The organism is Vibrio sp. D417a (assembly GCF_030248595.1).
Classification (GTDB): domain Bacteria; phylum Pseudomonadota; class Gammaproteobacteria; order Enterobacterales; family Vibrionaceae; genus Vibrio; species Vibrio alginolyticus.
Genome location: NZ_JAHGAM010000003.1, coordinates 204,972 through 217,770 on the forward strand (window position 1 = coordinate 204,972; position 12,799 = coordinate 217,770).

Genomic DNA, 12,799 nt, shown 5'->3' on the forward strand with positions numbered 1-12,799 from the left:
TATTGAGAATAGAATTGATGACAATCCAACATACACAAGACTTAGCTCAGATTCGCGCAATGGTGCCAGAGATGCGCCGCGTGAAATCCATCCACTTCATCGGTATTGGTGGTGCGGGCATGAGCGGCATTGCAGAAGTGCTGTTGAACGAAGGCTACCAAATCACAGGTTCTGATCTATCAGAGAACGCTGTGACAGAGCGTTTGGTATCAAAAGGTGCGACGGTATTTATTGGTCATCAAGCCAGTAATGTAGAAAAAGCAAGTGTGGTTGTTGTGTCAACGGCGATCAACGAAGAAAACCCAGAAGTGATGGCGGCACGTGAATTACGCATCCCTATTGTACGCCGCGCAGAGATGTTGGCTGAATTGATGCGATTCCGTCACGGTATTGCCGTTGCGGGTACACACGGTAAAACCACGACGACCGCTCTTGTCACTCAAATCTATTCTGAAGCCGGTCTTGATCCAACGTTTGTGAATGGCGGTTTGGTGAAAAGCGCAGGTACAAATGCGCGTCTAGGCTCGAGTCGTATTCTAATTGCAGAGGCAGATGAAAGTGACGCGTCATTCCTGCACTTGCAACCAATGGTGAGCATTGTTACCAATATCGAAGCCGATCATATGGATACCTATGGTGGTGACTTTGAAACCTTAAAGCAAACCTTCATCGATTTCCTTCATAATCTACCGTTTTACGGCCAAGCAATTGTTTGCATTGATGATCCTGTGGTTCGAGAGTTAATCCCACGTATTAGTCGTCAAGTGATAACTTACGGTTTTTCTGAAGATGCCGACGTACGTATTGAAGATTATCGTCAAGAGGGGCAGCAAGGCAAATTTACGGTAGTACGTAAAGGGCGAGCTAACTTAGATATCACGCTGAATATTCCAGGTCGTCACAATGCATTGAATGCGTCTGCTGCGATTGCGGTTGCTACTGAAGATGACATTGAAGACGATGCGATCCTAAAGGCAATGGCTGGTACGCAAGGTACGGGAAGACGTTTTGATCACCTTGGCGAGTTTGATACTGGCAACGGCCATGCAATGCTTGTTGATGATTACGGCCATCACCCAACAGAAGTGGATGTAACCATTAATGCAGCACGCAGTGGTTGGCAAGACAAGCGTTTGGTGATGATTTTCCAACCGCACCGTTATAGCCGTACTCGTGATTTATACGATGATTTCGCGAATGTGCTTGAACAGGTGGATGTATTGATCATGCTGGATGTTTACGCAGCGGGTGAAAAGCCGATTGCAGGTGCTGATGGGCGCGCTTTATGTCGCACAATTCGCAGCCGAGGCAAGGTAGACCCGATTTTTGTTCCAGAAATCGAGCAATTACCTTCAGTTTTAGCTAACGTTGTACAAGACGGCGACCTAATCTTAACGCAAGGTGCGGGTGATATTGGTAAAGTGGCGAAACAGCTGGCAGGTCTTAAATTGAATATAAACAAGATGCTTGGCTGACACATATTGTTGATGCGAAGGACAGATAAAGACTCAGATCTCGATTTTGCGTCAATATCATTGTGATTTATTGCTATCAGTGTTTGATAGTTTACAAGAGCTCAGTATAATCCCAAGGTTAAAGTCAAGACTTTTACCTCTGCGCAATTATATGGGTAAAAAGTACACGACAAAAGTCAGGAAACGAAGACGTTGTTGAATATTGCACTGAATGACGAGCGACCAAACACGGGCAACAACCGTGGTCGCCAAGAAAAAATCTTGGGTGCGTTATTTTTCGTTGTGGTTGTGACTTTAATTAGTTCTGTTTTGTACGCGGCGATCAGTTGGATGTGGGATGACCAAAGGTTACCTCTCTCCAAAATAGTACTTCAGGGGAAACTGGAGTATGTCCAAGCTGACGATGTGCAGGCTGCATTTAGTCGAATTGATCACATCGGTACATTTATGTCTCAGGATATTGATGTATTACAGCAAAGTGTCGAAGCTCTGCCATGGGTAGCGCATGCCGCAATCCGAAAGCAGTGGCCGGATACAGTAAAAGTTTTTTTGACGGAGCATCAACCAGAAGCCATTTGGAATGGCAACGAACTGTTAGATAAAAACGGGTTCGTTTTTGATGGAGATGTTGCTCTGTTGCAAGAAGAAAAAGTGAAGCTGTACGGACCCAAAGATAGCGGACCGGAAGTCTTACAGACTTACCGTGATTTGAGTCCTAAGTTTCAGCAATTGGGTTTAGCGATATCGTCTCTGGTATTAAACGAGCGACGAGCTTGGCAAATCATCCTTGATAACGGTATTCGATTAGAGCTCGGTAAAGAGTCTCTTCTTGAGCGTATAGAGCGCTTTTTTAAGCTCTATAACAAGCTTGGCAGTGACACGCAAAGAATCAGTTATATCGATCTTAGGTACGATACAGGAGCCGCAGTTGGTTGGTTTCCTGAACAAGAGTTAGAAGAGAGTACAGATGACTAAGGCCGCTGATGACAACATTATTGTTGGTCTTGATATAGGCACTGCAACCGTATCGGCTCTAGTGGGTGAGGTTTTACCAGACGGTCAAATTAATATTATTGGCGCAGGTAGTAGCCCCTCACGTGGCATGGATAAAGGTGGCGTGAATGATTTGGAGTCGGTTGTAAAATCAGTACAACGTGCAATTGATCAAGCTGAATTAATGGCAGAGTGCCAGATCAGCCGAGTCTTCATTTCGTTGTCTGGTAAGCATATCGCAAGCCGAATTGAAAAAGGTATGGGCACGATTTCTGATGAAGAGGTGTCTCAAGAAGACATGGATCGCGCTATCCATACCGCAAAATCGATTAAAATCGGTGATGAACAGCGAATTCTTCATGTGATCCCACAAGAGTTCACCATTGATTACCAAGAAGGAATCAAAAATCCGCTTGGTTTATCTGGGGTAAGAATGGAAGTGAGTGTCCACCTTATCTCATGCCATAATGACATGGCACGCAACATTATTAAGGCGGTAGAACGCTGCGGCCTTAAAGTAGAACAACTTGTATTTTCTGGGCTTGCTGCTAGTAACGCAGTAATCACCGAGGATGAAAGAGAGCTTGGAGTTTGTGTGGTTGATATTGGCGCCGGCACGATGGATGTGGCCATCTGGACTGGCGGTGCGTTACGTCACACAGAAGTATTTTCGTACGCAGGAAATGCTGTAACCAGTGATATTGCTTTTGCTTTTGGCACGCCAGTGAGCGATGCTGAAGAAATAAAAGTCAAATATGGCTGTGCTTTGAGTGAACTGGTCAGTAAGGATGACACGGTTAATGTACCAAGCGTAGGTGGACGACCATCACGTAGCCTGCAACGTCAAACGTTGTCAGAAGTGATTGAGCCACGCTACTCTGAGCTTATGGGACTGGTTAACCAAACTATCGACTCTGTACAAGCAAAATTGCGCGAAGAGGGTATCAAGCACCATCTGGCTGCGGGAGTTGTACTCACCGGCGGTGCTGCGCAAATGGACGGAGTGGTAGAATGTGCGGAACGCGTATTCCGCAATCAAGTAAGGGTCGGCAAACCGCTCGAAGTCAGCGGATTAACTGACTATGTAAAAGAGCCGTACCATTCTACGGCAGTTGGATTACTTCATTACGCAAGAGACATGCAGTCTAGCGACGATAGCGATTATAATGAACCTAAACGCTCATCTGTAACTGGCTTTTTCGATAAATTGCGTAACTGGATACAAAAAGAGTTTTAACCTGAGTTGCAGGATAAACGGAGACAACACATGTTTGAACCGATGATGGAAATGTCTGACGATGCAGTAATCAAGGTCGTTGGGGTTGGTGGCGGCGGTGGTAACGCTGTTGAACACATGGTGCGTGAATCCATCGAAGGTGTGGAATTCATCAGCGTCAACACTGATGCGCAAGCACTTCGTAAGACAAGCGTTGGCAATGTTATTCAGATCGGTGGTGATATCACTAAAGGTCTGGGTGCAGGTGCTAATCCACAGGTTGGCCGTGACGCAGCTCTCGAAGACAGAGATCGAATTAAAGATTCCCTGACTGGCGCCGATATGGTGTTTATCGCAGCTGGTATGGGTGGCGGTACCGGTACTGGTGCAGCGCCTGTTATTGCTGAAGTGGCTAAAGAGCTTGGCATTCTAACAGTAGCGGTAGTAACTAAACCGTTTAGTTTTGAAGGTAAAAAGCGTTTGGCATTTGCTGAGCAAGGTATCGATGAGCTGTCTAAGCATGTTGACTCTTTGATCACGATTCCAAACGAAAAGCTACTTAAAGTACTTGGTCGTGGTGTAACACTACTAGAAGCTTTTGCAAGCGCTAACGATGTTCTTAAGAATGCCGTTCAAGGTATTGCTGAGCTAATTACTCGCCCTGGCATGATCAACGTCGACTTTGCGGACGTAAGAACTGTAATGTCTGAAATGGGTCACGCAATGATGGGTAGCGGCATCGCCAAAGGTGAAGACCGTGCTGAAGAAGCGGCTGAAATGGCAATTTCTAGCCCACTTCTGGAAGACATCGATCTAGCGGGCGCTCGTGGTGTTCTTGTCAATATTACTGCTGGTCTGGATATGCGTCTTGACGAGTTTGAGACGGTTGGTAATACAGTGAAGGCATTCGCTTCTGACAATGCGACAGTTGTTATCGGTACTTCTCTAGACCCTGATATGACTGACGAAATCCGCGTAACAGTTGTAGCGACAGGTATTGGTAATGAGAAAAAGCCAGATATCACGCTAGTTGCGGGTGGTAAAGCGAAAGTGGCACCGACGCCGCAAGCTCAACCACAGCAACAAGCAGCGGCAACGCAAGCTGAAGAAAAGCCGGCACAGACTTTGCAGAATAATCAAGTGCAAGAGAAGCCACAGGTAACTCCTCAGCCGACAAACACTGCTCCTTCTTCTCCAGCTTCGTCGAGCCAAAGTTCTGCGGCTCCAAAGCAAGAAAAGGAAAGTGGTTATTTAGATATACCGGCATTTTTGCGTCGTCAGGCTGATTAATCTTTAACCCATAAATTTGACATGGCTCAAAATTATGGTAGCATTCACGGTCGACGTTACAGACGGCCGTGTTTTGTAGCAAATTTTTGAGAGGCAAGCAGATGATCAGACAACGTACTCTGAAAGAAATAGTGAAAACAACTGGTGTGGGTCTCCACTCTGGTCGTAAAGTCACACTTACTCTGCGCCCGGCTGCTGCAAATACAGGTATCATTTACCGTCGTACAGATGTAAATCCACCTGTAGATTTTCCAGCTGATCCAGCTTCGGTTCGTGACACCATGCTTTGTACTGCATTGGTAAACGATGAAGGTGTGCGTATTTCAACTGTTGAGCACTTGAATGCGGCACTTGCTGGTATGGGCATCGATAACATTGTTGTCGAAGTAGACGCACCTGAAATTCCGATCATGGATGGTAGTGCAAGCCCATTTGTATACTTGCTACAACAAGCAGGTATCGAAACGCAAAATGCGCCAAAACGCTTCATCCGTATCAAAAAGCCAGTTCGTTTTGAAGATGGTGATAAATGGGCAGAATTTGTACCATTTAACGGCTTCCGTATGGACTTCGAAATTGAGTTTAATCACCCAGCGATTGAATCAGACGAGCAACGTTTGCTGTTTGATTTCTCGTCAAAAGGCTTTGTTCGTGAGATTTCTCGAGCACGTACGTTTGGCTTTATGCGTGATATCGAATATCTACAATCTCAAAACCTAGTTTTGGGTGGTAGTTTTGACAATGCTATCGTTTTGGATGATTACCGTATTCTTAATGAAGAAGGTCTACGCTTTGAAAATGAGTTTGTGACTCACAAAGTGTTGGATGCGATTGGTGACCTTTACATGTGTGGCCACCCAATCATTGGTGAATTCCGTGCCTTTAAATCTGGCCACGGTTTAAATAACCAACTGTTACGTGCTGTTCTTGCAGATCAGGAAGCGTGGGAGTGGACTACATTCGAAGAAGAAGTCGGCTCACCAGTAGCATTCGCAGAACCAAATATGGTGCTTGCGTAAATACTTGGCATTAGAATTAATAAAAAACCAGGCTTATGCCTGGTTTTTTGCTATTTGGCTTTAATCCTGGATTTATCAATAACATTCAAGCTTTCAGCATATTGAAATAACGTTCACTTACGATCTTCCTTTTCTGCCATATCGGCTAATCGTTTTAAACGCTCTTGAATTTTCGGTGGCGCCATGTCGGCAATCGTCATTAATGACTTTGCTGCAGATTCTGTTAGTGGTGGACGCTTAGGTCTGTCGTCTTGTTGAAAGCGGTTTCGATATAGTGAAGGATTGATCCTCACTTCAACGCTCATCAGCTTGGCAAAGCCTTGAGTACGAAGTTTATTTAGGATCATGAGGCGATCGTAATCGATCTTCATTTTGATCGCGGCACTAGAGACATCGATCAATAGATGGCCGTTACGAACATTCGCTACTCGGCAATGATCGGCCGTCCCCGTGGGTAAGACCTCTTGCAAAGCTTGGTTAAGCTGTAAGATTTCTCCAGCATGTTCTTGAATCTGCTTGAACTGTGACTCAGCAATAACATCTTCAGTCGAGGTTGGACGGTGATCACGCATAGGTAAAATCTAATTTTGTTGAGATATAGCTATTCTAGAGCAGCTTTCTATCAAGGTATAGTTTACATTAACGTCTTTAGCTTCAGTTTTACAATGTAGCAAGGTAAAAAGCAAAGTTTGCTCTGGATGGATTACACATATTGCGGTATGCAATATCGGCTAATCAGTCACCACTTTAAGTAAAAACTTCAGAGTGCTTCAAACAAATACGTCTATTTATGGTTGTATCGATTAAAAATCCTTACACTAAGCCACATTGTTTCAAAACTTAGCCTTGAAATATGGATGTTTGAACTCAATATCTTTGATAAATGATTTATCTCAGTATTCTTAGTTCCAAACTGGCAGAGACTGAAGGCATTATGAGTAGATCGGGAACGGTCTGAATAAAGAGAGATTCACGAAAAATGATAACTAAGCTACTGACAAAAGTGATTGGCAGTCGCAACGACCGAACACTGCGCCGCCTTAGAAAAATTGTAAAAGAAATTAATAACTATGAGCCAACATTCGAGGCTCTAAGTGATGAAGAGTTAAAAGCAAAGACGGTTGAATTCCGTGAGCGCCTAGAGAAGGGTGAAACTCTTGATAAACTACTTCCAGAAGCTTTTGCTACGGTTCGTGAAGCATCTAAGCGTGTCTACGGTATGCGCCACTTCGACGTCCAGCTTATCGGCGGTATGGTTCTAAATGCGGGTCAAATCGCGGAAATGCGTACGGGTGAAGGTAAAACGCTGACGGCAACGCTTCCTGCTTACCTAAATGCCCTAGCTGGTAAAGGCGTTCATATTGTAACAGTGAACGATTATCTAGCTAAACGTGATGCAGAGACAAACCGCCCTCTATTTGAATTTTTAGGTATGACTGTTGGCGTAAACGTGCCAAACATGCCTCCTCAAGAGAAAAAAGAAGCGTACCAAGCTGACATCTTGTACGGAACGAACAATGAATTTGGTTTTGACTACCTTCGTGACAATATGGCCTTCCGTAGCGAAGACCGTGTACAGCGTGATCGCTTCTTTGCAGTTGTCGATGAGGTGGACTCAATCCTAATTGATGAAGCTCGTACTCCTTTGATCATTTCTGGTCCTGCTGAAGATAGCTCTGAGCTATACACCCGAATCAACCTTTTGATCCCGCATCTTAAAAAGCAAGACAAAGAAGACTCTGAAGAATATCGTGGTGATGGTCACTACACTGTTGATGAGAAATCAAAGCAAGTATACCTCACAGAAACGGGCCAAGAGTACGTTGAAGAACTGTTGGTGAAAAATGGTCTTATGGAAGAGGGTGACACACTTTACTCTCCGACTAACATCAGCATGTTACATCACGTGAATGCCGCTTTGCGTGCTCATGTGTTGTTTGAGCGCAACGTTGATTACATCGTTACTGACGAAGGTGAAGTAGTAATTGTTGATGAACATACTGGTCGTACAATGCCAGGTCGTCGTTGGTCTGAAGGTCTTCACCAAGCAGTAGAAGCGAAAGAAGGCGTTAAGATTCAAAACGAAAACCAAACTTTGGCTTCGATTACCTTCCAGAACTACTTCCGCTTATACGAAAAACTGTCTGGTATGACAGGTACTGCGGATACTGAAGCGTTTGAGTTCCAATCTATTTATGGCTTGGAAACGGTGGTTATCCCAACCAACAAACCAATGATTCGTAACGATATGCCGGATGTGGTGTACCGTACCGAAGCTGAGAAGTTTGCTGCAATCATTGAAGATATCAAAGAGCGCGTTGCGAAAGGTCAGCCAACATTGGTTGGTACCGTATCGATTGAAAAATCAGAACTTCTTTCTAACGCATTGAAGAAAGCGAAGATCAAACACAACGTACTGAATGCGAAATTCCATGAAAAGGAAGCGGAAATTGTTGCTGAAGCGGGTATGCCTGGTGCGGTAACTATCGCGACCAACATGGCCGGTCGTGGTACGGACATTGTGCTTGGCGGTAGTTGGCAATCAAAAGTGGAAGCTTTGGAGAACCCAACTCAAGAACAAATCGATGCGATTAAAGCAGAGTGGAAAGTGGTACATGATCAAGTACTAGATGCTGGTGGTCTACACATCATTGGTACTGAGCGCCACGAATCTCGCCGTATTGATAACCAGCTACGTGGTCGTTCTGGTCGTCAAGGAGATGCGGGTTCATCTCGCTTCTACCTATCTATGGAAGACTCTTTGTTACGTATTTTCACTTCTGATCGTATGGCGAGCCTTATCCAAAGTGGTATGGAAGAAGGTGAAGCAATTGAATCGAAAATGCTTTCTCGCTCAATTGAAAAAGCACAGCGTAAAGTGGAAGGTCGTAACTTTGATATCCGTAAGCAGCTACTAGAATACGATGATGTGGCGAACGATCAGCGTAAGGTTGTCTACGAGCTGCGCGACGAATTGATGAACGTTGAAGACATCAGCGGTATGATCGAGCAAAACCGTGAAGATGTGCTAACAGCGGTTATTGATGAGTACATCCCGCCACAATCACTAGAAGATATGTGGGACGTTGAAGGTCTGCAAGAGCGCTTGAAAGCAGACTTCGATCTTGATGCGCCAGTGAAGCAATGGCTTGAAGAAGACGATAAGCTTTACGAAGAGGCGCTACGCGAGAAGATCATCAATCTAGCCGTTGAAGTGTATAAAGAGAAAGAGGAAGTGGTGGGTGCGCAAGTGCTTCGTAACTTCGAGAAATCGGTTATGCTTCAAACTCTGGATACGCTTTGGAAAGAGCACTTGGCAGCAATGGATCACTTGCGTCAGGGTATTCACTTACGCGGCTATGCGCAGAAGAACCCGAAACAGGAATACAAGCGTGAATCGTTTGAACTGTTTGAAGGTCTACTAGAAGCGCTGAAAACTGATGTGATTACTGTTCTATCTCGCGTTCGAGTCCAGCAACAAGAAGAAGTTGAACGTATGGAAGAGCAACGTCGTGCGCAAGCTGAAGAGGCCGCTCGTCGTGCTCAAGCGCAACACGCAGCAGCACAAAACCCTCTTTCTGAAGGTGAAGAATCTGAAGAAGGCTCAAGTCAGCCAATGGTACGTGATGAACGTAAAGTAGGTCGCAATGAGCCTTGCCCTTGTGGTAGTGGTAAGAAGTATAAACAGTGCCACGGCAAGATCGACTAACGTATTAGTCAGATAATTTTTTAAAGAGTCGCCTAGGCGGCTCTTTTTTTAAGCAAATTCTGTGGCTGTCGAATTTCATAAGTTTTGATAGCATCGGATAGTTTTAGAGATGCAAAGACCGTTGAAGTGTAACGGCTTGAGAGTTAGGAACCCCTATGAAAAGAATTCACATAGTCGCGGCTATTATTTTTAACCAAGACAAATCAAAAATTTTTATTACAAAGCGTCCAGACGACAAGCATAAAGGCGGGTTTTGGGAGTTTCCCGGCGGGAAAGTCGAGTCAGGAGAAAGTATTGAACATGCTCTAGCAAGAGAACTTGAAGAAGAAGTAGGAATTGAAGTTACTGAGCAAGCCCTTTTCGAGCATTTGGAATATGACTATCCAGACAAATCACTTAAGTTTGATTTTATTACGGTATCTAAGTTCAGTAATGAGCCTTACGGCCGAGAAGGTCAAGAAGGTTGCTGGGTTGAGATAAGAGAATTGGGTAACTATGCCTTTCCTGAAGCGAACGTGCCTATCTTGGAGCGTGTCGTAAAAGAGTTCGCTTAAGCCTGATGAACTTGCTTGTGGTAACCACGGTATGTTGTTAGTTTAAATAGATTAAGCGAAACGAGAGAACGAGAGCAAACCTCGTTATCCAGAGAAGGAGAGAAAGCGCAATGGTTCGTATTGCAATCGCAGGAGCAGCAGGCCGAATGGGCCGTAATTTGGTTAAAGCTTCACACCTTAACCCAGAGGCGACAGTGAGCGCGGGATCAGAACGACCTGAGTCCTCACTTGTCGGTGTCGATATCGGTGAACTTTGTGGTGAAGGCAAATTCGATGTGTTCTTAACGGATGATCTTGCTAAAGACGTCGATAATTTTGATGTAATCATCGATTTTACTGCCCCAGTAAGTACGTTGGCGAATCTTGAACTGTGTAAGAAGCATGGAAAGAGTATTGTGATTGGGACGACTGGTTTCAGTGATGCAGAGCGTGAACTGATTGACGAAGCCGCTAAGCAAGTGCCTGTTGTCATGGCTCCTAACTACTCTGTTGGTGTGAACCTAGTATTTAAGCTTCTTGAGAAAGCAGCCAAAGTGATGGGCGACTACTGTGATGTTGAGATTGTCGAAGCACATCATCGTCATAAAGTTGATGCTCCTTCTGGTACCGCTATCGGGATGGGCGAAGCCATTGCTGGTGCGATGGGCAACAAGCTGAATGATGTAGCTGTCTATGCGCGAGAAGGTATCACAGGTGAACGTACTAAAGATGAGATCGGCTTTGCTACAATTCGCGCTGGCGATATTGTCGGTGAGCACACAGCCATGTTTGCTGATATCGGGGAGCGAGTGGAGATAACGCACAAAGCGACCGATCGTATGACGTTTGCTAATGGCGCCGTCAAGGCCGCTGTTTGGTTGAGTGCCAAACCAGCGGGCTTTTATACCATGACAGATGTTTTGGGATTGAATGAACTCTAAATACATAATTATTCGCCGGCGGTAGCCGGCTTTTTTATATCTATAGAATTATTTGTAAATGAAATGATTCTAACAGAAAGTATTTTGGTGCTTACTTTTGTCGTTGTTTTGGTTGTTTTGTGGGTGTTTTGGGTTTTGATGTCTAAAAACTAATGTCTTTTTTGTCGAGTGAACGTTTGCGTGAAAAATTCATACTTTTTTGTGATCTCTAAAAAGTTCAAATTTGTAAAATTCATTAAACCTCTATGCCTCTCTATGTAATAGCATGTAAAAGTTATTTTTTTGGGCCTTACTGATTCAAAATGACCTTACTCGCTAGAAATTAATCATTTATTTTTGATTGTAGGTTGACAGGTTTCGAGTCCAACTTTAGAATACCGCCAATTTGTCTGAAATACCTATTTATGTAGATTTTATAGGTAAAGGAAGGCATGTTTGCAGTTTGATTTATTTTTTTTGCATTTTTATTCTGGAGGTTGTCTTGGGTAAATTAGCACTGTTGGTCCTAGAAGATGGGACAGTGTTCCGCGGAGTGTCCATAGGGGCAGATGGTCTTTCCGTTGGTGAAGTCGTTTTTAATACCTCGATGACGGGGTATCAAGAAATCCTCACTGATCCTTCCTATTCTCAGCAAATCGTCACTCTCACTTATCCTCACATTGGCAATACCGGAACCACTTCCGAAGATGAAGAATCCTCTTCCATTCATGCACAAGGCCTTGTGATTCGCGATCTTCCTCTAATCGCTTCTAACTTCCGTAACGAACAATCCCTCTCTGATTATCTTAAGTCTCAAAATATCGTTGGCATCGCTGATATCGATACTCGTAAGCTCACTCGTATCCTGCGTGAAAAAGGTGCTCAAAACGGCTGTATTGTTGCGGGCAACAACCTAGACGAAGCTTTGGCACTAGCGAAAGCAAAAGAATTCCCAGGCTTAAAAGGAATGGACCTTGCGAAAGAAGTTACAACAAAAGAAGCGTATCAATGGAAGCAAGGTTCGTGGACGCTTGAAGGTGGACTTCCAGAGGCGAAAGATGACAGCGAGCTGCCATACCACGTTGTCGCTTACGACTTCGGCGCAAAACGCAACATCTTACGAATGTTGGTTGACCGTGGCTGCCGCTTAACGGTTGTACCTGCAGAAACGTCAGCGGAAGAAGTTCTGGCACTAAATCCAGATGGCGTATTCTTATCAAACGGCCCTGGTGACCCAGAACCATGTACTTACGCGATTGAAGCAACCAAAGTGTTCCTAGAAAAAGGCCTGCCAATTTTTGGTATTTGTCTAGGTCACCAAATTCTGGCGCTAGCATCAGGTGCGCAAACGGTGAAAATGAAGTTTGGTCACCACGGTGCAAACCACCCAGTAAAAGATTTAGAGCGTAACGTTGTGATGATTACCTCGCAAAACCACGGCTTTGCGGCAGATGAAGCAACATTACCGGAAAACTTACGTGCTACTCACGTATCGCTATTTGATGGCTCTTTGCAAGGTATCCACCGCACAGACAAGCCAGCATTTAGCTTCCAAGGTCACCCAGAAGCGAGCCCTGGTCCACATGACGCGGCACCGCTATTTGACCACTTTATCGAACTAATCAAAAAACACAGCGCTTAATT

10 protein-coding genes are annotated in these 12,799 nt (G+C 44.6%); 9 read left to right on the forward strand and 1 reads right to left on the reverse strand.

Going from position 1 to position 12,799, the window contains the following annotated elements:
* The first annotated feature begins 17 nt into the window (after positions 1-17).
* The 5 genes from murC (at position 18) to lpxC (ending at position 5,993) form a co-directional block, all read left to right on the forward strand.
* Complete coding sequence (gene murC / locus KI742_RS03290) at positions 18-1,475, forward strand: UDP-N-acetylmuramate--L-alanine ligase (protein WP_285385155.1); 1,458 nt, start codon at positions 18-20, stop codon at positions 1,473-1,475.
* A 192-nt stretch (positions 1,476-1,667) separates the two neighbouring features.
* Positions 1,668-2,450, forward strand: coding sequence for a cell division protein FtsQ/DivIB (locus KI742_RS03295; RefSeq protein WP_005387393.1), 783 nt, complete (start codon positions 1,668-1,670; stop codon positions 2,448-2,450).
* Positions 2,443-3,705 (forward strand): cell division protein FtsA, encoded by a 1,263-nt coding sequence (gene ftsA / locus KI742_RS03300; RefSeq protein WP_005372946.1) that lies wholly within the window; start codon positions 2,443-2,445, stop codon positions 3,703-3,705. The genes KI742_RS03295 and ftsA overlap by 8 nt, the downstream gene beginning before the upstream one ends.
* Before the next feature lie 30 nt (positions 3,706-3,735).
* On the forward strand, positions 3,736-4,974 hold the full coding sequence (gene ftsZ / locus KI742_RS03305; RefSeq protein ID WP_017633617.1) for a cell division protein FtsZ: 1,239 nt from the start codon (positions 3,736-3,738) through the stop codon (positions 4,972-4,974).
* A 101-nt stretch (positions 4,975-5,075) separates the two neighbouring features.
* Positions 5,076-5,993 carry a UDP-3-O-acyl-N-acetylglucosamine deacetylase gene (gene lpxC, locus KI742_RS03310; protein ID WP_005381871.1) on the forward strand — a complete coding sequence of 306 codons (918 nt, stop codon included), beginning with the start codon at positions 5,076-5,078 and terminating at the stop codon, positions 5,991-5,993.
* 113 nt (positions 5,994-6,106) lie between these two features.
* On the opposite strand, the gene KI742_RS03315 is transcribed toward lpxC, so the two are convergent.
* Entirely contained in the window at positions 6,107-6,565 is a 459-nt protein-coding gene (locus tag KI742_RS03315; protein ID WP_033906094.1) for a DUF721 domain-containing protein, read from the reverse strand.
* Between the two features lie 407 nt (positions 6,566-6,972).
* Between KI742_RS03315 and secA the strand changes: the two genes are divergently transcribed.
* From secA to carA, 4 genes are all read left to right on the forward strand, one after another.
* Positions 6,973-9,702 (forward strand): preprotein translocase subunit SecA, encoded by a 2,730-nt coding sequence (secA, locus tag KI742_RS03320; RefSeq protein ID WP_047102008.1) that lies wholly within the window; start codon positions 6,973-6,975, stop codon positions 9,700-9,702.
* A 155-nt stretch (positions 9,703-9,857) separates the two neighbouring features.
* Complete coding sequence (gene mutT, locus KI742_RS03325; protein WP_047102010.1) at positions 9,858-10,256, forward strand: 8-oxo-dGTP diphosphatase MutT; 399 nt, start codon at positions 9,858-9,860, stop codon at positions 10,254-10,256.
* A 110-nt stretch (positions 10,257-10,366) separates the two neighbouring features.
* A complete protein-coding gene (gene dapB / locus KI742_RS03330) occupies positions 10,367-11,176 on the forward strand; it encodes a 4-hydroxy-tetrahydrodipicolinate reductase (protein ID WP_005381860.1) in 810 nt (269 codons plus the stop codon).
* 481 nt (positions 11,177-11,657) lie between these two features.
* Positions 11,658-12,797: a glutamine-hydrolyzing carbamoyl-phosphate synthase small subunit gene (carA, locus tag KI742_RS03335; RefSeq protein ID WP_017821483.1), complete on the forward strand. Its 1,140-nt coding sequence runs from the start codon at positions 11,658-11,660 to the stop codon at positions 12,795-12,797.
* Positions 12,798-12,799 lie beyond the last annotated feature (2 nt).